This window comes from Vineibacter terrae, from assembly GCF_008039615.1.
Classification (GTDB): domain Bacteria; phylum Pseudomonadota; class Alphaproteobacteria; order Reyranellales; family Reyranellaceae; genus Vineibacter; species Vineibacter terrae.
The window spans coordinates 1-24,393 of sequence record NZ_VDUZ01000031.1 but is presented as its reverse complement, the minus strand read 5'-3'; the positions used below and the strand labels follow the sequence as shown (position 1 = coordinate 24,393).

Below are 24,393 nucleotides of genomic sequence, written 5' to 3'. Positions count from 1 at the left end.
CCGGGCGACGTCATCCGGCGGACTCGCCGTCGCGCGAGCGGTCCCAGATATTGGGCATGGTGGCGTTGCTGTAGCCGGAAATGAAGGTGCGCGCCGTGCTGGTCGCAAGATCGAACCGATGGCGCGCCAGCGAGCCGATATTGCCGCCATAGACGTGCACGCTGATCGACGTGCGGTCGGTGAAGGCGTTGCGCACCTGGTGGATGTCGCCGAGCGTCGGCGACAGCGCCGCGACATCGCCCGCCGTCAGCGTCGTCGTCGGACCCGGGCACAGCTGGCCGGATGCCGGGTCAAGCTCGTAGCGCTGATCGACCTCGGCGCCGCGCAGCATGCCGATCAGGCCCCAGACGGTATGGTCGTGCACCGGTGTCAGGGCGCCTGGCCCCCAGACGAAGCTGACCAGCGAAAACCGTTCATGCGGATCGCAATACAGCAGATGTTGCAGGTAGCCTTCGGAAGCGCCGCCGGCCATGGCTTCGGGCAGCCAGTCGTCATGCGCGACCAGCGCGGCGAGCAGCTGGCCGCCGACCTCGATCACCGCCGCCTCGTCCTGGTCCTGCCTCGCGCCGCCGACCAGCGAGGTCATGTCGGCGAGGAAGCGCCGCAACCGGGCATGGTTCGGCATCATCGCGGGTCGTTGTGCCGTCGTTGTCATTGGCCCTCCCCTCGATCGCATCCAGCGGAATGCCTGCTGCTCTTATACGGCGACGACCCGCCCGAGTCAGGCCCGCGCCGAGGGGCGGGCCGAGACGGCGGCGAACCAGCGCGCCAGGTGGGCGTGGTCGTCGGGGATCGCCAGCTTCAGCGCGCCGCGCGCCGTGACGAGCGCCACCTGGGCCGTGATGTCGGCGATGCCGTAGGTGTCGCCGGCGATGAAGGGCCGGTCCTTGAGCGCGCCGTCGAGCCATCGCATGCGCGCCACCAGATGCTCGCGCCGCGCGGCGCCATAGTCGGCGATCTGCGGGCGCCGGCCGACCCAGAACGGGTGCGTGTGCACGAACACATCGATGGTCGGCAGCAGCAGCTCCAGCTCCATGCGCCGGTTCCACATCTCGGCCGTGGCGGCGCCCAGCGCGCCACGGCCCATCAGCACCGGCTCGGGGATCATCTCCTCGAAGTAGCGGCAGATCGCCACCGATTCGGCGATCACCGTGCCGTCGTCGAGCTCCAGCGCCGGCAGCGTGCCCAGCGGATTGCGGGCCAGGAAGTCCGGCGTCTTGTGGCCGGCGCTCTCCATATCGAACTCCTCGACCGGCAGATCGGCGCCCAGGCGCACCTTCTTCTCGGCCAGGAAGATGCGCACGCGGCGCGGATTGACGCCGTTCTTCAGCAGATAGAGCTTCACGGGTGCCTCCGGGATGTCATGGTGATCCCATAGCCTTCCCCTTCAGGAAGCGCACGCTCTTCCGCCTGCGGCGGCGACGGGGTATGCAGCGCAGCGATGGCCGACGACCTCTCCGCGACCACCGGCGATGCGCCGCCCTCGGGATGGCGGCGTCTGGGCGCGGCGCTGCGGCGCCACCGGCTCGTGCTGCTGTGGGCGGCCATACTGGTGGCGGTCACGGTCATCGCCGTCGCCACGCTGAGCGCCGATGCCCGCCGGCAAGGCCGCAATCCCGACATCGCCTGGGTGATCGTGCTGGAGGGCACCAGCCACCTGGTGCTGGGAGCGCTGGTGCCGCTGGTCTACTGGTTCCATCGCCGCTTCCCGGTGAGCCCGGTGAGCCCCACCGTGCTGGCGCATGTGGCGCTGACCGTGCCGTTCAGCCTGCTGCACGTGCTGGGCATGTTCGCGCTGCGCTGGCTGGCGGCGCCGCTGTTCGGCCGCGCCTACCCGATCCAGCTCGATATCGGCACGCTGCTCTACGAGTACCGCAAGGATGCGGTGACCTACCTGATCTTCAGCGCCGCGCTGCTGGCCCTGCGCTACGCCTTCGCCGAGCCGCAGGAGACGGCGGCGCCCGCTGCTGCCCCCCAGCCCGCGCCGGCAGCCGATCCTGTACCCGCGCCCGCGCCGACGGCAGCACCGGCCGCGGCGGACGCGCCAGCGGCGCCGCTTCTGGAGCGCTTCGCGGTGCGCCGCAAGGACAAGGAGATCCTGGTGTCGGCGGCGGACATCGCCTGGATCGAGGCCGCCGGCAACTACGCCATCCTGCATGTCGGCGGCGAGACCTACGACATCCGCTCGTCGCTGGCGCGGCTGGAGGCCGAGCTCGACCCGCAGCGCTTCGTGCGGGTCCACAAATCCTACATCGTCAACGTGGCGCGCGTGCGCGAGGTCGAGCCGTGGATCAACGGCGACTCGCGCCTGAAGCTCGACGATGGCGCCGTCGTCAGCCTCAGCCGCCGCTACCGACCGCGGTTCGAGAAGGTCGTGCCGGTGCGGACATAGGCGTACGGCTCGCCGGGAGCGCGCCACTCCAGTGGCGCACCGGCCCGAAGGGCCGGGCCGCCGTGCCATGCGGATCATGATCCGGCGCTACGCGCCGGTGCGCCACTGGAGTGGCGCGCTCCCAGCTACCTCAGGCCACGCCTTCGGCGTAGACGGCCTTCTCGTAGGCCTCGTAGGCGCGGGCGAAGGGCGGCTCGAGGAAGGGCAGCGACTGGGTCATGATGACGGCCGCGATGTCCTTCTTCGGATCGAACCAGTAGTGCGTGTTGCAGACGCCGGCCCAGCTCTGCGAGCCGGCCGAACGCATGCCGGGGATGTCGGCCTCGTTGCGCACGAAGCCGAAGCTGTGCGTCTTGCGCACGCCGGGGAAGATGTCGACATCGGCGGTGACGGCCGGCGCGATCGTGGTCATCTTGTCGAAGGTGAGGCCGTTCATGTGGTCGCCCAGCATGCGCTCGACGCCCTGCTCGGACAGCACTTTGTGGCCGTTCAGCGTGCCCTTGTTCAGGAACAGGCGCAGGAAGGTCATGTAGTCGGTGGCCGTCGAGTAGAGCGTGTGGCCCATGCCGTAGAACTCCGGCTGCGACGGCGGCGCGAGCTCGAAGGGCGCGAACTTGCCGTCCTCGCCGCGCGCCGACACCGTGGCGAGCCGGTCCTTCATGTGGTCCTGCACCTCGCAGGCGGTGTCGGTCATGCCCAGCGGCCCGAGGATCTCGTCCTGCAGGAAGCGGTCGATGCGGCGGCCGTCGATCTTCTCGACCACCTGGCCCAGCCAGTCGATGCTGATGCCGTACTCCCAGCGGGTGCCGGGATCGCACACCATGGGATAGAACATCGACGCCTTGGTGCCGCTCAGGATCGTGGGATGGCCGGTGGCGGCCATGTACCTGGGCACGTCGGCGTTCCAGAACTCGTAGGCCAGGCCCGACGTGTGCGTCGCCAGGTGCCGGATGGTGGCCTTGCGCCTGGGCGCACGCATCACGGGCTTGTCGCCGTCGAAGCGCTCGATCACCTGGATCCTCGCGAACTCCGGCAGAATTGCCTCCACGGGCGTGTCGACATCGAGCTTGCCGCGGTCGACCAGGATCATCGCTGCCGTCGAGCCCACCGCCTTGGTCATCGAGAAGATGCGAAAGACGGTGTCGGCTGCCGCCTTGCGGCCCGGCGCCGCATCGCCGGCGGCGGCGCGATAGGAAATGCCCTTGGCATTGCCGGCCATGGCGACGGCGAAGGGCATGTCGCCGTTCGCGACAGCCGTGTTGATCACCTTGTCCTTGGCATTCATGGTCTTCCCTCCCTGGGCGTGACGATGGCGGACTATTTGGCCCGGGGCCGGCCTTGTCAAACGGATGAAGCTGCGCGGCTGCAACATCCCGGGGCGGAGTTCAATGGCCGAAATGCACGGGAAGGTTCCCGCACATGAAGGGACTGGCGTCCGTGCGTGCACGTGCTAGCCTGCGTCGTGTTCTCACCATGCCCGAAGAAGCATGGGCGGTCGAAGAGCGTTCAGTTGGGAGGATCGATGGCGACGGTCGAAGTCCGTAACGTGCGCAAGACCTTCGGGTCGGTCGAAGTGTTGCATGGGGTGAGTGTCGATATCGCCGACGGCGAGTTCGTGGTGCTGGTCGGCCCCTCGGGCTGCGGCAAGTCCACCCTGCTGCGCATGATCGCGGGGCTGGAGAACATCAGCGGCGGCGAGATCGCGATCGGCAACCGCGTCGTCAACACGGTGCCGCCCAAGGACCGGGACATCGCGATGGTGTTCCAGAACTACGCGCTCTACCCGCACATGACCGTGTTCGACAACATGGGCTTCTCGCTCAAGCTGGCGAACGCGCCGCGCCAGGTGATGGAAGAGGAGATCGGGCGCGCCGCCAGGATCCTGGGCCTGGAGCAGCTGCTGCACCGCTATCCGCGCCAGCTCTCGGGCGGCCAGCGCCAGCGCGTGGCCATGGGCCGCGCCATCGTGCGCAACCCGCAGGTGTTCCTGTTCGACGAGCCGCTCAGCAACCTCGACGCCAAGCTGCGGGTGCAGATGCGCTCGGAGATCAAGGAGCTGCACCAGCGCCTGAAGGTGACCACGGTCTACGTCACCCACGACCAGATCGAGGCCATGACCATGGCCGACAAGATCGTGGTGATGAACAACGGCAACATCGAGCAGGCCGGCCCGCCGCTGGAGCTCTATGACCGGCCGGCCAACCTGTTCGTGGCCGGCTTCATCGGCTCGCCGGCCATGAATTTCGTCAAGGGCACGATCAGCGACGGATCGCTGCGCACCGAGGACGGCACGTCGTGGCCGCTGCCCGCCAACGGTGCGGCCCGGCGCGACGGACCGGCCGTCTACGGCGTGCGGCCGGAGCACCTGACGCTGGATTCGGCCGGCATCCCGGCCACCGTGCAGGTGGTGGAGCCGACCGGGTCGGAGACCCAGGTGATCATGCGCGTCGGCGACGCATCGGTGGTCGGCGCCTTCCGCGAGCGCATCTCGGCGCGGCCCGGCGAGACGCTGCCGGTGCGGCCCGACGCGTCGCTGGTGCACCTGTTCGACCCCGAGAGCGGCAGGCGGCTTTGACCCTCTGACCGCGCGCTGGTCTGCGCGCATCGTCATGAGCGCGCGTGCGCACGCGCGATCCAAGAAAAGATGGATGCCTGGACGATCAAGGAGGAAATTGTGGTCTACATCATCACGCGGCGTGGCAGCATCAAGCTGGGCGCCGGAGCGGCTGCGGCGCTCGCCCTGTCCAACGGCGCCTCGGCCCAGATTCCCAAGGCCGATGCGGCCGCGCCCAAGCTGCCGATCGAAAGCGGCGCCACGCTGCGCGTGCTGCGGCCGGCGCGCTTCGTCGAGCCCGACGAGGTGATCTTCCGCGCCAACACCGAGAAGTTCGCCAAGGAGACCGGCGTCAACGTGCGCGTCGATTTCGTGGGCTGGGAGGACATCCGCCAGCAGACGGCGGTGTCGGCCAACACCGGCGCCGGCCCCGACATCGTGCTGGGCTGGGCCGAGGATCCGCATGTCTACACCGACAAGCTGATCGAGCTCAGCGACATCGCCGAGTACCTGGGCAAGAAGTACGGCGGCTGGATGTTCCTGGGCGAGAAATACGGCAAGCGCGCCAAGAGCAACAACTGGATCGGCCTGCCGTTCGGCGGCTCGACCGGGCCGATCGCCTATCGCCAGTCGGCCCTGAAGGAGGCCGGCTTCGACAAGGTGCCGAGCTCGCACGAGGACTTCCTGAAGCTCTGCCAGGCGCTGAAGAAGGCCAACAAGCCGGCCGGCTTCGCGCTGGGCAACGCGGTGGGCGACGGCAACGGCTTCGCCAACTGGCTGCTGTGGTCGCACGGCGCCTACCTGGTCGACGAGGACGGCAAGGTCGCTATCAACAGCAAGGAGACCGTGGCGGCGCTGAAGTACCTGAAGGAGCTCTATCCCAACTTCGTGGCCGGCACGATGAGCTGGGGCGATCCCAGCAACAACCGCGCCTTCGCCGCCAGCGAAGTGTGGCTGACGGCCAACGGCGTGTCGCTGTACTTCGCGCTCAAGAACGATCCGGCCACCAAGGCGATCGCCGACGACACCAACCATGCGCCGCTGCCCAGCGGCGTGATCGGCAAGCAGCCGCAATCGGCGCTGGTCCTCAACGCCATGGTGTTCAAGCACTCCAAGTTCCAGAACGCCGCCAAGGCGTATCTCACCTACATGATGGAGGCCGAGCAGTACGACACATGGCTGACCGGCTGCCTGGGCTACTGGGCGCACCCGCTGAAGGCGTACAACGCCAGCAAGGTGTGGGAGAGCGATCCCAAGCTGGCGATCTATCGCGAAGGCATGAACAACCAGTTCTGGACCGGCTACAAGGGGCCGATCACCCAGGCGTCCGGCACGGTCGCGGCCGAGTACATCCAGGTGCAGATGTGCGCCTCGGTGGCCTCGGGCCAGGCCACGCCCGAGGATGCCGCCAAGGAAGCCGAGCGCCGCACCAAGCGGTACTACCGCGGGTAGAGGCAGAAAAGAGAAAACCTTCACCACAGTGGCACGGAGAGCGCAGAGGACACACAGAGAAGAAGAGGTCTGAGCGCCTGCGGCGCTAGAAGTCATCCTCTGTGATCTCCGTGTCCTCTGTGTCTCTGTGGTGAATCTTCTCTTGTTCTCTTGCAGGAGGGTTCATGGCCGTTGCCACCGTGACCGACTGGACGCGCGCGCGACCGCAGCCGAGCTGGCTGGCGCGGCTGCTCGACTACAAGCCGTTCCTGGTCGTGGCCTGCCTGCTGCCCGCGGTCGGCCTGCTGACGGTGTTCCTCACCTATCCGCTGGGGCTGGGGATCTGGCTCGCCTTCACCGACACCAAGATCGGCCGCAGCGGCGTCTGGGTCGGGCTGGAGAATTTCGAATACCTGATGTCGGACCCGCAGTTCTGGAGCGCGGTCTTCTACAGCATCTTCTACACGGCCGTGGCGACGTTCGGGAAATTCGGCCTGGGCTTGTGGCTGGCGCTGCTGCTCAACAACCACCTCCCCTTCAAGAGCCTGCTGCGCGCCATCATCCTGCTGCCCTGGATCGTGCCCACGGTGCTGTCGGCGATCGCCTTCTGGTGGATCTACGACCCGCAGTTCTCGATCGTCTCCTACGTGTTCGTCGACGTGCTGGGCGTGCGCGACAAGTATTTCGACTTCCTGGGCACGACCTGGCCGGCGCGCTGGTCGCTGATCGCGGCCAACATCTGGCGCGGCATCCCGTTCGTGGCGATCTCGCTGCTGGCCGGGCTGCAGACGATCTCACCGTCGCTCTACGAGGCCGCCCTGCTCGACGGCTCCACCGCCTGGCAACGCTTCCGCTACGTCACCTTCCCGCTGCTGCTGCCGATCCTGGCGATCGTGATGACGTTCTCGATCATCTTCACGTTCACCGACTTCCAGCTCGTCTACGCCATCACGCGCGGCGGGCCGGTGAACTCGACCCACCTGATGGCGACGCTGGCCTTCCAGCGCGGCATCGCCGGCGGCGAGCTGGGCGAGGGGTCGGCGATCGCCGTGGCGATGATCCCGTTCCTGGTCTTCGCCACCCTCTTCAGCTACTTCGCGCTGGCGCGGCGCAAATGGCAGCAGGGAGAAGCCAATGACTGACGTGCCGGCCGCGGAGACCAAGGGCTCGGCCACCGCCGTGCCCGAGGCGATGGCGTGGGACAACCGGGCGCGCCGGGTGGTGCTGCTGTACGTGCCGCTGGCGTGCTTCGTGCTGATCCTGCTGTTTCCGTTCTACTGGATGACGGTGACGTCGTTCAAACCCAACGCCGAGCTCTACGACTACAAGACCTACAACCCGTTCCTGATCGGCAGCCCGACGCTGGACCACATCTACAAGCTGCTGTTCCAGACCGCCTATCCCAGATGGCTGCTGACGACGATGATGGTGGCGGTGGCGTCGACCACCCTGTCGCTGCTCAGCAGCGTGCTGGCCGCCTACGCGATCCAGCGCCTGCGCTTCCGCGGCAGCCAGTATGTCGGGCTGGCGATCTATCTGGCCTACCTGGTGCCGCCGTCGATCCTGTTCATCCCGCTGGCGACGGTGGTGTTCCAGCTCGGCCTGTTCGATTCGCCGCTGGCGCTGATCCTGACCTTCCCCACCTTCCTGGTGCCGTTCTGCACTTGGCTGCTGATCGGCTACTTCAAGTCGATCCCCTACGAGCTGGAGGAATGCGCCCTGATCGACGGCGCCACGCGGCTGCAGATCCTGCGCCGCATCACCCTGCCGCTGGCCGTGCCGGGCCTGATCAGCGCCGGGATCTTTTCATTCACGCTGTCGTGGAACGAGTTCATCTATTCGCTGGCCTTCATCCAGAGCAGCGAGAAGAAGACGGTGCCGGTGGCCATCATCACCGAGCTGATCTCCGGCGACGTCTACCAGTGGGGCGCACTGATGGCCGGCTCCCTGCTGGGCTCGCTGCCGGTGGCGATCTTCTATTCGTTCTTCGTGGACTATTACGTGTCCTCGCTGACCGGCGCGGTGAAGGAGTGAAGCCCCCTCTCCGCCCGCAAAGCGGGGGGAGAGGGAGGGGCCCATCACGCGCAGCGTGATGGGAGGGTGAGGTGGGTTGCCCGTGACGAACGGGCTCTTGCTCACGAGACCTCGTTTGGTCGAACGACCCACCTCACCCTCCCATGCCTGCGGCATGGGCCCCTCCCTCTCCCCCCACTACGTGGGCGGAGAGGGTTGACCGCTCGTCCCGGGCCGGCCACCGGTCGTCACGGCGGGGCCGCCGGTCGTCACTTTTTGCCCTGAGATCAGGTCCTTGGCGGCGACAACACGGCCGTCGTCCACCGCCAGGGCCATCCCATGACCACCCCTTCTGTCATCGACCGCCGCGCCGACATCGACTGGCTGCGGGTCTGCGCCTTCGCGCTGCTGATCCTGTACCACGCCGGCATGGCCTACAATTCCTGGACCTGGCATGTGAAGGACCCGCAGCACGCGCAGTGGCTGGAGATCGCCATGCGGTTCATGAACCGCTGGCGCATGCCGCTGGTGTTCCTGGTGTCGGGCGCCGCCATCCTGCTGGCGCTGGGCCGGCGCAGCCCGGGCGCCTTCGTGCGCGACCGCCTGCAGCGGCTGCTGCTGCCGCTGGCGTTCGGCATGCTGGTGATCGTGCCGCCGCAGGTCTACCTGGAGCGCCTGCAGCGCGGCCAGTTCACCGGCTCGTATCTCGAGTTCCTGCCGCACGCCTTCACCGGCGTCTACCCGGCGGGCAACATGAGCTGGCACCATCTCTGGTTCCTGGCCTATGTGCTGGTGCTGACCATGGCGCTGCTGCCGCTGTTCCTGTGGATGCGCGGCCGGGCCGGCAGCGCCCGGCTCGACCGGCTCTCGCAGCGCGCCGCCGACCACAGCGCCCTGCTCTGGCTGCTGGCCCTGCCGCCTGCCGCGGTGTCGTTCTGGCTGACGCCGCTGTCATCCAACCGCAACGGCCTGGTCGGCGACTGGGTCGGGCTGGCGGGCGCGGCGCTGCTGCTGCTCTATGGCGCCCTGCTGTTCCGCAGCCCGGCATTGCTGCAGACCCTGGCACGGCAGCGCTGGACGTCGCTGGCCGTCGGCGCCCTCACCTACGGCGTGCTCCACGCCGTCTTCTTCTCTGACCCGGCCTGGCCGGTGCCGGCCCTGGCCGGGCGCCTCGACCACCATCTGCTGGAGGCCGTCAACACGCTGGCCTGGCTGTTCGCCATTGTCGGCTTCTTCACCCGCCACATGACGCGGCGGTCGGCGGCGCTGGCCTATGCCACCGAGGCGGTCTACCCATTCTATATCCTGCACCAGACGGTGACCGTGATCGTGGCCTGGCACCTCGCGGCGGCGAACCTGCCGGTGACAGTGAAGTTCCTGATCACCACCGTCGCCACGTTCCTCGGCACGTGGCTGATCTATGAAGGCGTGGTTCGCCGCATCGATGTGATGCGCCCCCTGTTCGGGATGAAGATGCGCGGCGGCGCCTGGCGCAGCCTGCAGCCGACGCGCCCGATATCGGGGTGACGCCGCGATGGCGACCCGGCGTGACGCCATCCGTGCTCTCCCACAAGACGTGGGAGAGGATGGTGGCGGGCCACTCCGGCGCTAGCGGGCGTTCCAGGGCAGCCGGTCGTACATGGCGCCGACCCGGCAGGCGACACCGACGCCCGGCGAGGACAATTCCGGGCCGGCGAACAGCATGACGCCCTTCGGCCCGGTGTCCACCAGGAGCATGGCGAAGATGGTCGGGTCACCGGACCGGAGATATCGGTTCAACGCGTCGAGGATGCGCCACGGCGGCATGCCCATGCCGAAGAACAGCATCGACGGCGACGCGCCCAGCCAATAGGCGAAGCTGAACTCCACGACGAGCGTGCCGTGGCAGAAATCTTCCAGGATCAGGTGGTCTCGCCACGGCGTGCGCCAGATGGTGCCGTATGTCGGGAAGAAGGAGGGCGCGCCCGATCCGCCGAACAGGCTCTTGGGAACGTTCAGCGTCAGGCCCCCCGCGACGTTGTAGAAGTGGCCGGTGACCTGCGTGGCCTTCTGCCTGACGTCGACGGTCATGTACTGGCCGCTGATGAAAAACGCGGAAAGATTGAACCCGGCCGTCCCCGTCAGCTCCCAGTCGCACACCACGAAACGGTTCCATATCCACTCGAAGAACGCCCTGATGCGGCTATGGGGGATCTGCGGGTCGGTCCCCGGCTGCCCGCTTCCCGGCGCGCCGGCTCCAGGTGCCTCGCCCGGCAGCAAGTCGGGGTGGTACAGGGTGGCGCCGGTCCGGATCAGGTTGGGATTCGGGACGTCGCGGTAGAGGTTGATGCCGATCTTCTCCTTGAACTTCCTGATGTGGGTGAAGTCGCCATAGACCGCCATCGAATACTTGCTCAGCCAGTCGCCTTGCCTGACCCGGATCGAGCGGTCGGCGTTGATGGTCACATCGTATCCACCACCTTGGAACGTGTGTGGCAGGGTGTAGGTCATGTTCGGAGCTCCCATGGTCGCGTGAAGATGTGTGAGCGTTTGCTCGACATCAGTACGCTGACCAGCTGGACGGCATCCCTCATGGCCGGTTGAGAAAGTCTCAGAGATTGTTCTCTATGCGGCAGCGCGAGGAAACGGCGTGCGTCGCAAGCACCGCATCGTTTGCCGGCGGGACCGCTCGTCTCCGCGGCGTCGGTGCTGCGTCGCATCGGATGAGTCGCATCCGAATCCAACGTCCGTGATTGACCAACCCCGATCAGGCCGGATTATTCCGGCCGTCCGACCGTTGTGTCCTCGTGTCCAAAGACCAGGTCGACGGGCGCAAGCGCCCGGCGGATGAGGGCCTGACGGCACCGCGTCCTTGGGCCCTCACCCTCCCGTTGCGCTGCGCGCAACGGGCCCCTCCCTCTCCCGCAAGGCGGGAGAGGGTTCAAAGCCTAATCCACCTTGGCGCCAGAGATGCGCACGACCTCGGTCCACTTGGCGACCTCGGCCTTGATGAAGGCGTGGTACTGCTCGGGCGTGCCGGGATCGGGAATGCCGCCCAGCTCGATGATGCGCCGCTGCACCTCGGGCAGCGCGATCTGGGCCCGCATGTCGGCGCTGATCTTCTCGACGATGGCGCGCGGTGTGCGGGCCGGCGCCACGACGCCGGCCCAGCCGGCGGCGTCGAAGCCCGCCAGCGTCTCGGCGATCGCCGGCACGTCGGGCAGCTGCGGCACGCGCTTGGCCGTGGTGACGGCGATCGCCTTGATGCGGCCCTCGCGCACATGCGGCAGCGCCGAGGTGACGCTGTCCATCATCAGCTTGATGTGGCCGCCCAGCAGGTCCGACACGGCCGGCCCGCTGCCCTTGTAGGGGATGTTACGGATATCGACGTCGGCCGTGTGCTTGAACAGCTCCATAGCCAGGTGCTGCGAGGAGCCGACCCCGGGCGAGCCGTAGCCGAGCTGGCCGGGCTCCTTCTTCGCCAGCGCGATCAGCTCGGCGAGGGTGGCGACCGGCAGCGAGGAATGGGCCGTGATCAGCAGCGGCACCAGGAAGATGTTGGAGCACGGCGCGAAGTCGTTCACCGCGTCGTAGGGCAGCTTGCCGGCGTATAGGCCCGGGTTGATCCCCAGCGTGCCGCTGCTGCCGACCGCCAGCGTGTAGCCGTCGGGCGCCGCCGCCTTCACGCCCTCCATCGCCGGGATGCCGGCGCCGCCGCCCTTGTTCTCGACCACGACCTGCTGCTTCCACAGCGCCGACAGCCGCTCGGCCATCAGGCGCCCGAACGTGTCGGCCGCCTGCCCCGGCGGGAACGGTACCACGAACTTCACCGGCCGCTCGGGATACGCCCCCTGCGCCCGCGCCGGCAGCGACAGCGTCGCGACCCCGGCAGCGATGACGGCGCGCCGGCCGACGACTGGTCTGCTCATGTCCGGTCTCCTTGGAAGGCTAACGATCCGGTGCCGATGTGGCACGGCCGGGGGCAAATCCCAAGGATTTCCGTGCACCGCAGTTGACACCCCGACGGGTTCGTGTATTTGACTTTAGCGTCAATTAATCAATCAAGCGGTAAACATATCGGAGGACGCCATGGCGACGGTGCTTGGGCTGACCGACCAGCAGGTGGCGGTGCGCGACTTGGCGCGCCAGGTGGCGACCGAGGTGATCGCGCCCACGGCGGCGGCGCGCGACCAGGCGGCGGCGTGGCCGCATGCCGAGCTCAAGGCCCTGGCCGAGCTGGGCTTCATGGGCATGCTGCTGCCCGAGGCCCATGGCGGCGCCGATATCGGCTTCGTCGGCTACTGCCTGGTGCTGGAGGAGATCTCGGCCGCCGACGGCGGCGTCGGCACGATCGCGCATGTGCACAACACCAGCGCCGCCTCGATCCTGCGTCACGGCAACGACGCCCAGCGCCAGCGCTACCTGCCGGCCATGGCGCGCGGCGAGCACATCGGCGCCTTCCTGCTGACCGAGCCGCAGGCCGGCTCCGACACCGCCGCCTTCCGCGCCAGCGCCCGGCGCGACAGCGACGGCTTCGTGCTCAGCGGCGCCAAGCAGTTCATCTCCAACGGCAGCGAGGCCGGGACCGCCCTGGTGCTGGCCCAGACCGACAAGGACGCCGGCAAGCGCGGCTTCACCATCTTCATCGTCGATCCCAAGGCGGCCGGCTACCGCGTGGCGCGGGTCGAGGACAAGATGGGCCAGCGCACCGCGCATGTGGCGCAGATCGCGCTCGAGGACCTGCGCGTGCCCGAGGAGAACGTACTGGGCGGCGTCGGCGGCGGTTACGGCACCGTGATGTCGGCCCTGTCGGACGGCCGCATCGCGATCGCGTCCCAGGCCGTGGGCATCGCCCGCGCGGCGCTGGACGCGGCGGTGCGCTACGCCCGCGAGCGCGAGGCCTACGGCCGGCCGATCATCGAGCTGCAGGCGGTGGCCTTCCGCCTGGCCGAGATGGCCATGCAGGTCGACGTGGCGCGCCAATACTACCTGCATGCCGCCCGCCTGCTGGAGGCCGGCATCCCCTGCTTCAAGGAGGCGGCCATCGCCAAGCTCTATGCCAGCGAGATGGCCGAACGCGTGTGCTCGGATGCGCTGCAGGTGCATGGCGGCTACGGCTACCTGCGCGACTTCCCGGCCGAGCGCTATTGCCGCGACGTGCGCGTGTGCAAGATCTACGAAGGCACCAGCGACATCCAGAAGCTGATCATCTCGCGCAACCTGTGACCGATTTGACCGGCGGTCAGCAAGGCGACCGATCCACCGGCGAATTTGACCAAGTCGTCAAAAAGCGGTACCTAGACGTGTCTTCTGCCCCTGGCCTTCGGCACCTCACAAGGACCTTACGTGCGGCGCGGCCGTCATTCATCAGCCTGGAAGAACGTCGTGCTCAGCCGCGACCAGCAGTTCGCCCTGAAGCGGGCGGCGCTGCTGCGCCAAGCGGCGCGCGCCTTCAGCGCCCACGGCTACCACGACACCTCGCTCGACGACGTGGCCAAGACGCTGGGAGTCACCAAGGCGGCGCTCTACTACTACGTGAAGAACAAGCAGGAGATCCTCTTCGAGTGCCACATGCAGGCGCAGGATCTCGGCGAGACGGCGCTGCAGCACAGCGAGCAGAACGGCCGCAGCGGCCGCGACAAGATCCTGCTGCTGGCCACGAAGTACATCGAGCTGATCACCAGCGAGATGGGCTCCTTCGCGGTGCTGGGCGAGTTCGATGCGCTCGACGCCGAGAACCGCACCATCATCGCGCGCCGGCGCGACAAGTTCGACCGCCACTTCCGCAAGCTGGTCAGCGATGGCATCGCCGACGGCAGCATACGCGCCGTCGATCCCAAGCTCACGGTGTTCTTCTTCATGGGCGCGATCAACTGGATGACGCGCTGGTTCAGGCCCGACGGACCGCTGCCCGGCACCGACATCGCGCGCCACTTCGCGGACCTGCTCGACAAGGCGATCTCGGCGAGCCCCGCCGAGCCGGCGGCAAAGGCCGCACGATCACGCGCGTCGGCGCGGGCGTAGCGCCGGGCACGAGCGTCGACAATCAACGCGCATCCTCCCAGCTGGTGCTTCGGAGTCTGTATCGCGCAGCGAGCCTTCACATCGGGGAAACAACTTGACCCGATTTGACTGATCAGTAATGGATACTGCCAACTAGTAAAAAAGAGACGTCAGCATGTTGGTGACGAGGGAGGTTCGATGAGGCGCGCGGCTTCCTGCATGGTGGGCGGATCGTGAGCGCGGCGGCGCAAGCGGACTCCTCGGCATTCCGCGATGCGGTGCATGCCAGGGCACCGGTTCTCACCGCTCAAGGCATTCGACTTGCTTTCGGCGGCGTCGTTGCGCTCAATGACGTCTCCGTCACGGTCGGCGCCGACGAGCTGGTCGCCATCATCGGCCCCAACGGCGCCGGCAAGACGTCGCTGATGAACTGCCTCAGCGGCTTCTACCGGCCGCAGAAGGGCGAGGTGCGGTTCAACGGCAACCTGATCAGCGGCAAGAGCGTGCACGACATCGCCCGCCTGGGCCTGGCGCGGACCTTCCAGGGCACGCATATCTTCTCGGGCATGACCGTGATCGAGAACATCATGGTCGGCCGCCACATCCACATGAAGAGCTCGATCCCGGCCGCGTTCCTGCATTTCGGGCCGGCGCGCGCCGAGGAGTTCCGCCACCGCGAGGTCGTCGAGGAGATCATCGAGCTGCTGGAGATCCAGTCGATCCGCCACCAGCCGGTGGGCAGCCTGGGCTACGGCCTGCGCAAGCGCGTCGACCTCGGCCGGGCGCTGGCGCAGGAGCCGAAGATCCTGCTGATGGACGAGCCCATGGCGGGCATGAACACCGAGGAGAAGGAAGACCTCGCGCGCTTCGTGCTCGACGTGCGCGAGGCGCGCAGCATCCCGGTGGTGCTGGTCGAGCACGACATGGGCGTGGTGATGGACCTCGCCGACCGTATCGTGGTGCTCGATTTCGGCCGCAAGATCGCCGAAGGGACGCCCAAGCAGATCCAGACCGACCCGGTGGTGCTGAAAGCCTATCTCGGCGAGGGTGACCGCTGATGCTGCCGATACGCACCCTGCCGCAGCTCCTGCTGGAGCGCGCCGCCGAGAACCCCTCGCGGCTGGTCGAGCGCCACAAGCACCGCGGCATCTGGCGCGAGTACACCTACGCCGACCTGCTGGACAATGTGCGCGCCTTCGCCCTGGGCCTGCACGCCATGGGCCTGAAGCCGGGCGAGACGCTCGCCATCATCGGCGAGAACGAGCCCGAGCATTTCTGGGCCGAGTTCGCGGCGCTGGCGCTGGGCGGCAAGGCCGTGTCGCTCTACCCCGACCTCACCGCCGCCGAGGCCGAATTCCTGCTGGCCGACAGCGAGGCGGTGTACCTCGTGGCCCAGGACCAGGAGCAGGTCGACAAGGGCCTGGCCGTGCTGGCCAATGTGCCCGGCCTGCGCCGCATCATCTACTGGGACGATACCGGCATGTGGTCGTACCAGCAGGAGGTGCTGACCACGTTCGAGGCGGTGCAGGACGAGGGCCGCAAGCGCCACGCCGCCGAGCCGCAGCTGTTCGCCACGCTGGTGGCGGCCGGCAAGCCCGACGACATCGCCGTGCTGTCCTACACCTCGGGCACCACCGGCAAGCCCAAGGGCGTGGTGATCACGCACCGCTACCTGATCGACAACGCCCATCGCCTGATCACCGCCACGGGCGCCAAGCCCGGCATGGAGTACCTCACCTACATCGCGCCGGCCTGGGGCACCGAGCAGCTGTTCGGCATCACCATCGGCATGGTCCTGCCGCTGGTGGTGAACTTCCCCGAAGGACCGGAAGAGGTGCTGGGCAACCTGCGCGAGCTGGCGGTCGAGATGCTGCTGTTCGCGCCCCGCCAGTGGGAAAGCCTGGCGGCGACGATCCAGGCGCGCATGCTCGACGCCGGCAAGATGCGCCAGCGCATCTACAACTGGGGCGTCGAGGTCGGCCGCCAGGTCAACGTGGCGCGGCTGGACGGCAAGCCGGTGCCGCTGTCGGCGCGGCTGGCCTATCCGCTGGCCGAGGCGCTGGTGCTGAAGCCGCTGCGCGACAAGCTCGGCCTGACGCGCGCCAAGGTGGCGCTGTCGGGCGGCTCGACCATGGCGCCCGACGTGTTCCGGCTGTTTCATGCCATCGGCGTGCCGCTGCGCAACCTCTACGGCGCCACCGAGATCGGCATCGTCACCATCCACCAGGGCGCGCGCTACGACCTGGAAACCGTGGGCCACTGGGTCGACGTGCATCCCGAGGCCGGCGGCAAGCTGGAATGGAAGCTCTCCGAGGACGGCGAGCTGCTGGTGCGCGGCGGCAGCTTCTTCCAGGGCTATTACAAGAAGCCGGACAAGAGCGCCGAGCGCATCACCGACGGCTGGTATCATACCGGCGACGCCGTCTCGATGACCGACAGCGGCGAGCTGGTGTTCCTGGAGCGCATCGACGACCTGCGCAAGCTGCGCTCGGGCGAGCGCTTCCCGCCGCAGTTCATCGAGACGCGCCTGCGCTTCAGCCCCTTCATCAAGGACATCATGACCCTGGGCGACGAGACCCGGGACTATATCGGCGCCCTGATCAATATCGACATGAGCGTGGTGTCGCGCTGGGCCGAGGACCGCAACATCGGCTTCTCGACCTTCACCGACCTGTCGCAGAAGCCCGAGGTGGCGGCGCTGGTCCGCGAGGAGATCGCGCGCGTCAACAGCTTCCTGCCCGAGCCCGCGCGCGTGCGCCGCTTCGCCAACTTCCCCAAGGAGCTCGACCCCGACGAGGGCGAGCTCACGCGCACCCGCAAGCTGCGGCGCGAGTTCCTCCTGGAACGCTACGGCGCGCTGATCGACGGGCTCTACGACGGCGGCGACAAGGTTACCGTCGAGATTCCCGTGACCTACCAGGACGGACGCCGCGGCGCGCTCGTGGCGCGGGTCGAGATCCATGACGTCGAGCCCGGCGCGGCCCAGCGCCAGCCCAACCGCGAGAAACTGCGAGCCGCCGGATGATCGACTTCCTCAACTACCTCATCAACGGCGCGCTGGTCGGGCTGCTCTACGCCCTGGTGGCGATGGGCTTCATCGTCATCTACCGCGCCTCGAAGGTTTTCAACTTCGCGCAAGGCGAGCTGGTCGTCTTTGGCGGCTTCATCGTCTGGTGGATGGTGCTGGCCATGGGCATGCCGCTCGCGGTGGGGCTGCCGCTGGCCTTCGTCGCCGCCGCCGTGTTCGGCCTGCTGATCGAGCGCATCTTCTTCTCCCGCCTGGTGGGCGAGTCGGTGTTCGCCATGGTGATGGTGACCATCGGCCTGCTGATCCTGATCCGGGGCCTGGTTCTGGTGCTGTTCGGCGCGCAGGTGCGGCCGTTCCCGATCATCTTCCCGCTCAAGCCGGTGATCTTCGGCGACATCCTGATCCCGCGCTCGCTGCTGTTCGGCGCCATCCTTACCATCATCGTTGGGCTGGGCCTGTCGTGGTTCTTCAATCGCACCCGCCCCGGCTTGCGCATGACGGCGGTGGCGGAGGATCACCAGGTGGCGATGTCGCTCGGCATCTCGGTCAAGCGCTCGATCGCCTTCGCCTGGATCCTGGGAGCCCTGCTCTCGACCCTGGGCGCCATCATCTACCTCAGCGGCAAGTCGCTCAGCTTCCTGGCCTCCGATATCGGGCTGGCGGCGCTGCCGGTGGCGCTGCTGGCCGGCTTCGAGTCGATCGCCGGCGTGCTGCTGGCCGGCCTGATCGTGGGCATCATCCAGGGCCTGGTCACCGCCTATGTCGATCCGGCCGTGGGCGGCGCCGTCGGCACCGTCTTCCCCTTCGTCATCATGCTGTTCATCCTGTTCGTGCGACCGACCGGCATGTTCGGCTGGAAGACCATCGAGAGGGTCTGAGGCATGGATCCCGCCGGCGTCTTCGCCACCAGCTTCGCCCGCGACCAGGCGCTGATCCGCACGCGCCAGCAATGGATCGCGTTCACCCTCTTCATCCTGGCCCTGTTCGTGCTGCCCTATGTGGTGGGGCCGCGGCTGGTCGCGATCTCGACCGCCATGATGATCTCGGCCGTGGTGGTGATCGGCCTGCAGATCAACACCGGCTATGCCGGGCAGGTGAATCTCGGCCAGGCGGCCTTCATGGGCGTGGGCGCCTATGCCACCGGGGTGCTGGCGACCAAGGCCGGGTTGCCGTTCTGGCTCAGCATCCCGCTGGGCGGCGGCGCGGCGGCCGTGTTCGGCTTCGTCTTCGGCCTGTCGGCGGTGCGCATCAAGGGCTTCTACCTGGCGCTGACCACGATCGCGGCGCAGGCGCTGTTCCACTTCCTGATCCTGAACCTGCCGTCGTCCTGGTTCGGCGCCTCCAACGGATTGTCGCTGGAGCCGGCGACCTTCTTTGGCATCGCGCTCGCCACCGACCGGTCGATCTACTACCTGTGCCTGGTCGTCGCCATCATCATGGCCTTCGGCGCCTACGGCATCGTGCGCAGCAGCCACGGCCGCGCCTTCGTCGCCGTGCGCGATGACGACGTCGCCTCGGGCATGATGGGCATCAACGTGGTGCGCACCAAGGCCACCGCGTTCCTGATCGGCGCCTTCTATGCCGGCATCGGCGGCGGGCTGTGGGCCTACTACGTGCGCTTCGTCGCCGTCGACCAGTTCACGCTGTTCCACTCGATCTGGTTCATCGCCATGATCATCGTCGGCGGCATGGGCTCGGTGACCGGCGCGCTGATCGGCGTGTTCATCATCACCGCCATCCGCGAGGGCTTCGTCACCCTGGGCCCCAGCCTGGTGCACCAGTTCCCGGCCCTGGGCGGCGACGTCGTGTTCGCGACCATGAACGTGTTCCTGGGCGGCATCATCGCAGCCTTCCTGATCTTCGAGCCGCGCGGCCTGATGCACCGCTGGAACATCATGAAGCGCTCCTACCGGCTATGGCCCTTCCCCTACTGACAAGCGCCAGTGGCGCCATTCACACCTCTCCCCGCTCTCGCGGAGCGAGGAACCCATGACTGAAAACCGGAGAGAAAGAGTACGCATGTCTGTCCTCAAGCACGCCCCGATCGCCGCGGCGGCAGTGGCGCTGGGCTTCCTGTCGGCACCGGCCGGCGCCCAGACCACCTACAACTTCGCCTCGATGGCCGACTTCACGGGCCCCTACGCCGACGTGATGAAGGATCTGCTGGGCTCGCGCCGTCCCGCCATCGAGTGGTGGAACGCCGAGGTCGGCCAGAAGCTCGGCATCAAGATCACCTTCAAGGATTACGACCACCGCTACGACGCGGCCCAGGTCGCGAGCCTCTGGCCGGGTATCAAGGCCGAGCTCAATCCCGTCGCCGTGCTGGGCCTGGGCGGTCCCGACGTCGCGGCGCTGCAGGGCCGCCTGCCCGGCGACAAGGTGCCGATGTTCATGGCGACCGCCGGCTACGGCTTCGCCTGGAAGCCCGATCCCTGGATCTTCAACCAGCGGCCGACCTACTCGCACGAGGCCGTGGCCTTCTTCAACTGGCTGCGCGAGAAGCGCGGCGGCAGTGGCCCGCTCAAGGTCGCCATCATCTCCTCCGAAGCCTCGCCGGCCTATATCGACCAGCAGAAGGGCATCGAGAAGTACGCCAAGGACAACCCCGACAAGCTCGAGGTCGTCGAGTCGGTGTTCACCGAGGTGCAGCCCACCGACCTCACGACCCAGATCAACCGCGTCGTGCGCAAAGGCGCCGAGGTGATCTCGATCCAGACCAACACCGCCGCCGTGGTCGCCGCCAAGCGGGCGCTGCAGGCGCTGGGCAAGAACGTGCCGATCCTGATGAGCTCGCATAACGGCGTGCTCGATTCGGCCCGTGCCATCGGCGACATCAAGCAGATGGAAGGCGACTACGAGGTCTACGCCATGGCGGTGCCGACCGACGAGAAGACGCCGGCCCGCGCCTTCTTCGACATGCTGGCCGCCAAGCACGGCATGAAGGCGCAGTGGACGGTCACGGCCGTGCAGGGCCTGGGCCAGACGGTGGTGGCGCTGCGCGCGATCGAGGCCACGGCCAAGCGGGTCGGCGCCGACAAGATCACCGGCGAAGCCATCCGCGAGACGGTGCTGACCACGCCGATCACGGCCGACCAGATGTTCTCGATCCTGCCGGGCCTGAAGTTCACCAAGGACGCGCCGTTCCCGGTGTCGGGCCTGACCGTGAGCATCGGCACGATCAAGGACGGCAAGTACGCCGCCGCCGCCCAGGGCGTGCCGGTTCCCACCCTGAACAAGTGGTGAGCTCTTCCCTTCTCCCCGCGAAAGCGGGGAGAAGGACAGCATCGGGAGGCCGCCGTGCTCGAACTGACCAACGTCGAAGTGATCTACAGCGATGTGATCCTGGCCGTTAAGGGCATCTCGCTCAACGTGCCCGACGGCAAGTGCGTCACGCTGCTGGGCGGCAACGGCGCCGGCAAGTCGACGACGTTGAAGGCCATCTCCAACGTGGTGAAGACCGAGGACGGCCGCGTCACGTCCGGCACGATCAGCTTCGGCGGCACACGCATCGACAACGAGGACCCCGCCGCGGTGGTCAAGGGCGGGATCATCCACGTGATGGAGGGACGGCGCGTGCTGCGCCACCTCACCGTGGAGCAGAACCTGGTGGTCGGCGGCCACATGGCGTCATCGCTGCGCGACGTGCGCGCGCGCCTCGACGAGATCTACAGCCGCATCGGCCGGCTGGCGGCGCTGAAGGACCGCACCTCAGGCTATCTCTCGGGCGGCGAGCAGCAGCTGCTGGTGATCGGCCGCGCCATGATGGCCAAGCCGAAGCTGATCATGATCGACGAGCCCTCGCTGGGGCTGGCGCCGCTGATGGTCGACGAGGTCTTCGCCCTGCTGAAGAGCCTCAAGGCGGCGGGCGTCACCCTGCTGATCGTCGAGCAGAACACCCGCGTTGCGCTCGACATCGCCGACTACGGCTATGTCATGGAGAACGGCCGCATCGTGCTGGAGGGCGCGGCCAGCGACCTGCGCTCCAACGAGGACGTGCGCGAGTTCTATCTCGGCCTCAACCTCGAGGGCGAGCGCAAGAGCTACCGCGATATCAAGCACTACCGCCGCCGCAAGCGCTGGCTGGGGTAGAGACGAGCGGCTTCTGTCGTCCTGAGCGCTGCGAAGGACCTTGCGGTGACGGTCAAGGAGAGTGCCGGTAGAGAGTAGAGAACGCGTAGCATGATTGCAGGGCCCTGATCACCGCAGGATCCTTCGCTTCGCTCCAACGGGAACGCATTCCTGCGCCAACGAGCGAACGGAGGGAACATGAGGGTCTTCACACGCACTGCCGCTGCATGGGCGATCGCGGCGGGAAGCTTTCTGCCTGTGGCCGGCGCCAGTGGCCAGGCTACCTACAATCTCGCGGCGACGGCCGATTTCACCGGCCCCTACGCCGATGTCATGAAGGACCTGATCGGCTCGCAGCGGCCGGCCATCGAGTGGTGGAACGGCGAGGTCGGCCAGAAGCTCGGCATCAAGCTCGCCGTCAAGCAATACGACCATCGCTATGACGCGGCCCAGGCCGCCAGCCTGTGGCCCGGCATCAAGGCCGAGCTCAATCCCATCATCATGCTGGGCGCCGGCGGCCCCGACGTGGCGGCGCTGCAGGGCCGCCTGCCGGGCGACAAGATCCCGATGATCATGTCGACCGCCGGCTACGGCTTCGCCTGGAAGCCCGACCCCTGGATCTTCAACCCACGCCCGACCTACTCCCACGAGGCCGCAGCCTTCTTCAACTGGTTCCGCGCCAGGCGCGGTGGCAGCGGCCCGCTCAAGGTCGCCATCATCTCGTCGGAGGCTTCGCCGGCCTATATCGACCAGCAGCGCGGCATCGAGAAGTATGCCAAGGACAACCCCGACAAGGTCGAGATCGTCGAATCGGTGTTCACCGAGGTGCAGCCCACCGACCTCACGACCCAGATCAACCGCGTCGTGCGCAAGGGCGCCGAGGTGATCTCGATCCAGACCAACACCGCCGCCGTGGTCGCCACCAAGCGCGCCCTGCAGGCGCTGGGCAAGAACGTGCCGATCCTGATGAGCTCGCATAACGGCGTGCTCGATTCCGGCCGCGCCGTGGGCGACGTCAAGCAGATGGAAGGCGACTTCGAGGCCTACGCCATGGCGGTGCCGACCGACGAGAAGACGCCGGCCCGCGCCTTCTTCGACATGCTGGCCACCAAGCACGGCATGAAGTCGCAGTGGACGGTCACGGCCGTGCAGGGCATGGGCCAGGTGCTGGTGGCGCTGCGCGCGATCGAGGCCACGGCCAAGCGGGTCGGCGCCGACAAGATCACCGGCGAAGCCATCCGCGAGACCATGCTGAGCACGCCGATCGCGTCCGACCAGATCTTCGGCACCCTGCCCGACCTGAAGTTCACCAAGGAGGCGCCGTTCCCGGTCACCGGGCTGACGGCCGGCATCGGCACGATCAAGGACGGCAAGTACGTCGCGGCGGCCAAGGACGCGGCTGTACCGGTGCTGAGCAAGTGGTGAGGTGATTGCCGGGAGCGCGCCACTGCAGTGGCGCGCTCCCGGCAAAACGGACCCGTAACGAGCAGCGTAGCGTTTCCTGCACGAACAATCGAAAGGGAGGAAGCATGCGTATTGCAAAACGCGTTGCAAGACGCGCCGCTATCGCCGGGGCGATCGTGGCCGCCTGGGCGTTGCCGCCGGCCGGCGCCACTGCCCAGACCACGTACAACATGGCCTCGATGGCCGACTTCACGGGCCCCTACGCCGACGTGATGAAGGACATCATCGGCTCGCGCCGTCCCATCGTCGACTGGTGGAACGCCGAGGTCGGTCAGAAGCTCGGCATCAAGATCGCCTTCAAGGATTACGACCACCGCTACGACGCGGCCCAGGTCGCAAGCCTGTGGCCGGGCATCAAGGCCGAGCTCAACCCCGTGCTGGTGCTCGGGCTGGGCGGACCGGACGTCGCGGCGCTGCAGGGCCGCCTGCCGGGCGACAAGATCCCGATGATCATGTCGACCGCCGGCTACGGCTTTGCCTGGAAGCCCGATCCCTGGATCTTCAACCCGCGCCCGACCTACTCGCACGAGGCCGTGGCCTTCTACAACTGGTTCCGCGAGAAGCGCGGCGGCAGCGGCCCGCTGAAGGTCGCCATCATCTCGTCGGAGGCGTCGCCGGCCTACATCGACCAGCAGAAGGGCATCGAGAAATACGCCAAGGACAACCCCGACAAGCTCGAGGTGGTCGAGTCGGTGTTCACCGAGGTGCAGCCCACCGATCTGACGACCCAGATCAGCCGCGTGCTGCGCAAGGGCGCCGAGGTGGTCTCGATCCAGACCAACACCGCCGCCGTGGTCGCCGCCAAGCGCGCCATGCAGGCGCTGGGCAAGAGCGTGCCGATCCTGATGAGCTCGCATAACGGCATGTTCGATTCAGGCCGTGCCATGGGCGACATCAAGCAAATGGAAGGCGACTACGAGGTCTATGCCATGGCGGTGCCGACCGACGAGAAGACGCCGGCGCGCACCTTCTTCGACATGCTGACCAGCAAGCACGGCATGAAGGCCCAGTGGTCGGTGACGACCATCCAGGGCATGGGCCAGGTGCTGGTGGCGCTGCGTGCCGTCGAGGCCACGGCCAAGCGGGTGGGTGCCGACAAGGTCACCGGCGAGGCCATCCGCGAGACCATGCTGAGCACGCCGATCGCGTCCGATCAGATCTTCGGCACCTTCTCCGACCTGAAGTTCACCAAGGAGGCGCCGTTCCCGGTCGCCGGGCTGGCGGCCGGCATCGGCACGATCAAGGACGGCAAATATACCGCCGCCGCCCGCAACGCGCCGGTGCCCATGCTGAACAAGTGGTGATGAACGTACTTCTCCTCTCCCTGCGGGAGCGCTAGGGCGTCTACAGATCGTTGAGGGCATAACCTTGTGCGAGGGCGCGGAAGTAGGTCAAGCCGTTGAAGAAGGTGATGGGTCCCGGCGGCTTGGTTTCATATACATGCCATCCGCCGAGCTTTGC

General features: G+C 67.4%; 21 protein-coding genes. 16 read left to right on the top strand and 5 right to left on the bottom strand.

Annotation, left to right across the window (positions count from 1 at the left end; translation table 11 throughout):
* Positions 1-10 precede the first annotated feature (10 nt).
* Positions 11-655: a cysteine dioxygenase family protein gene (locus tag FHP25_RS24310; protein ID WP_269434404.1), complete on the bottom strand. Its 645-nt coding sequence runs from the start codon at positions 653-655 to the stop codon at positions 11-13.
* Between the two features lie 66 nt (positions 656-721).
* Positions 722-1,345: a glutathione S-transferase family protein gene (locus tag FHP25_RS24305; protein WP_218578565.1), complete on the bottom strand. Its 624-nt coding sequence runs from the start codon at positions 1,343-1,345 to the stop codon at positions 722-724.
* A gap of 96 nt (positions 1,346-1,441) precedes the next feature.
* Between FHP25_RS24305 and FHP25_RS24300 the strand changes: the two genes are divergently transcribed.
* Positions 1,442-2,392: a LytR/AlgR family response regulator transcription factor gene (locus tag FHP25_RS24300; protein ID WP_147849567.1), complete on the top strand. Its 951-nt coding sequence runs from the start codon at positions 1,442-1,444 to the stop codon at positions 2,390-2,392.
* A gap of 130 nt (positions 2,393-2,522) precedes the next feature.
* On the opposite strand, the gene FHP25_RS24295 is transcribed toward FHP25_RS24300, so the two are convergent.
* Positions 2,523-3,677, bottom strand: coding sequence for a serine hydrolase domain-containing protein (locus tag FHP25_RS24295; protein ID WP_178133749.1), 1,155 nt, complete (start codon positions 3,675-3,677; stop codon positions 2,523-2,525).
* A gap of 237 nt (positions 3,678-3,914) precedes the next feature.
* On the opposite strand from FHP25_RS24295, the gene FHP25_RS24290 reads away from it, so the two are divergent.
* From FHP25_RS24290 to FHP25_RS24270, 5 genes are all read left to right on the top strand, one after another.
* Positions 3,915-4,967 carry an ABC transporter ATP-binding protein gene (locus FHP25_RS24290; protein ID WP_147849565.1) on the top strand — a complete coding sequence of 351 codons (1,053 nt, stop codon included), beginning with the start codon at positions 3,915-3,917 and terminating at the stop codon, positions 4,965-4,967.
* Positions 4,968-5,066: 99 nt separating this feature from the next.
* A complete protein-coding gene (locus FHP25_RS24285) occupies positions 5,067-6,398 on the top strand; it encodes an ABC transporter substrate-binding protein (RefSeq protein ID WP_147849641.1) in 1,332 nt (443 codons plus the stop codon).
* Between the two features lie 164 nt (positions 6,399-6,562).
* Complete coding sequence (locus FHP25_RS24280) at positions 6,563-7,519, top strand: carbohydrate ABC transporter permease (protein WP_147849564.1); 957 nt, start codon at positions 6,563-6,565, stop codon at positions 7,517-7,519.
* Positions 7,512-8,411, top strand: coding sequence for a carbohydrate ABC transporter permease (locus FHP25_RS24275; protein WP_147849563.1), 900 nt, complete (start codon positions 7,512-7,514; stop codon positions 8,409-8,411). Before FHP25_RS24280 ends, FHP25_RS24275 begins: the two co-directional genes overlap by 8 nt.
* Before the next feature lie 318 nt (positions 8,412-8,729).
* Positions 8,730-9,917 (top strand): acyltransferase family protein, encoded by a 1,188-nt coding sequence (locus tag FHP25_RS24270; RefSeq protein WP_147849562.1) that lies wholly within the window; start codon positions 8,730-8,732, stop codon positions 9,915-9,917.
* A gap of 81 nt (positions 9,918-9,998) precedes the next feature.
* Here the strand turns inward: FHP25_RS24270 and FHP25_RS24265 are convergent, their stop codons facing one another.
* Both FHP25_RS24265 and FHP25_RS24260 read right to left on the bottom strand, forming a co-directional pair.
* A complete protein-coding gene (locus FHP25_RS24265; protein ID WP_147849561.1) occupies positions 9,999-10,880 on the bottom strand; it encodes a hypothetical protein in 882 nt (293 codons plus the stop codon).
* A gap of 437 nt (positions 10,881-11,317) precedes the next feature.
* Positions 11,318-12,298, bottom strand: a complete 981-nt coding sequence (locus tag FHP25_RS24260; RefSeq protein ID WP_147849560.1) for a Bug family tripartite tricarboxylate transporter substrate binding protein — start codon at positions 12,296-12,298, stop codon at positions 11,318-11,320.
* A 160-nt stretch (positions 12,299-12,458) separates the two neighbouring features.
* Between FHP25_RS24260 and FHP25_RS24255 the strand changes: the two genes are divergently transcribed.
* From FHP25_RS24255 to FHP25_RS24210, 10 genes are all read left to right on the top strand, one after another.
* A complete protein-coding gene (locus tag FHP25_RS24255) occupies positions 12,459-13,595 on the top strand; it encodes an acyl-CoA dehydrogenase family protein (RefSeq protein WP_147849559.1) in 1,137 nt (378 codons plus the stop codon).
* A 159-nt stretch (positions 13,596-13,754) separates the two neighbouring features.
* Positions 13,755-14,393 (top strand): TetR/AcrR family transcriptional regulator, encoded by a 639-nt coding sequence (locus FHP25_RS24250; RefSeq protein WP_178133748.1) that lies wholly within the window; start codon positions 13,755-13,757, stop codon positions 14,391-14,393.
* A 212-nt stretch (positions 14,394-14,605) separates the two neighbouring features.
* Entirely contained in the window at positions 14,606-15,430 is an 825-nt protein-coding gene (locus FHP25_RS24245) for an ABC transporter ATP-binding protein (protein ID WP_231712458.1), read from the top strand.
* Entirely contained in the window at positions 15,430-17,397 is a 1,968-nt protein-coding gene (locus FHP25_RS24240; RefSeq protein WP_147849557.1) for an AMP-dependent synthetase/ligase, read from the top strand. Before FHP25_RS24245 ends, FHP25_RS24240 begins: the two co-directional genes overlap by 1 nt.
* Positions 17,394-18,278, top strand: a complete 885-nt coding sequence (locus tag FHP25_RS24235; RefSeq protein ID WP_147849556.1) for a branched-chain amino acid ABC transporter permease — start codon at positions 17,394-17,396, stop codon at positions 18,276-18,278. The genes FHP25_RS24240 and FHP25_RS24235 overlap by 4 nt, the downstream gene beginning before the upstream one ends.
* 3 nt (positions 18,279-18,281) lie before the next feature.
* The gene (locus FHP25_RS24230) at positions 18,282-19,334 is read left to right on the top strand and encodes a branched-chain amino acid ABC transporter permease (RefSeq protein ID WP_147849555.1); all 1,053 of its coding nucleotides are present in this window, start codon (positions 18,282-18,284) and stop codon (positions 19,332-19,334) included.
* A gap of 85 nt (positions 19,335-19,419) precedes the next feature.
* Positions 19,420-20,643 carry an ABC transporter substrate-binding protein gene (locus FHP25_RS24225; RefSeq protein WP_178133747.1) on the top strand — a complete coding sequence of 408 codons (1,224 nt, stop codon included), beginning with the start codon at positions 19,420-19,422 and terminating at the stop codon, positions 20,641-20,643.
* Positions 20,644-20,697: 54 nt separating this feature from the next.
* On the top strand, positions 20,698-21,489 hold the full coding sequence (locus FHP25_RS24220) for an ABC transporter ATP-binding protein (protein ID WP_147849553.1): 792 nt from the start codon (positions 20,698-20,700) through the stop codon (positions 21,487-21,489).
* Between the two features lie 177 nt (positions 21,490-21,666).
* Positions 21,667-22,893 carry an ABC transporter substrate-binding protein gene (locus tag FHP25_RS24215; RefSeq protein ID WP_147849552.1) on the top strand — a complete coding sequence of 409 codons (1,227 nt, stop codon included), beginning with the start codon at positions 21,667-21,669 and terminating at the stop codon, positions 22,891-22,893.
* Positions 22,894-22,997: 104 nt separating this feature from the next.
* A complete protein-coding gene (locus FHP25_RS24210; RefSeq protein WP_147849551.1) occupies positions 22,998-24,236 on the top strand; it encodes an ABC transporter substrate-binding protein in 1,239 nt (412 codons plus the stop codon).
* The last annotated feature ends 157 nt before the right edge of the window (positions 24,237-24,393 follow it).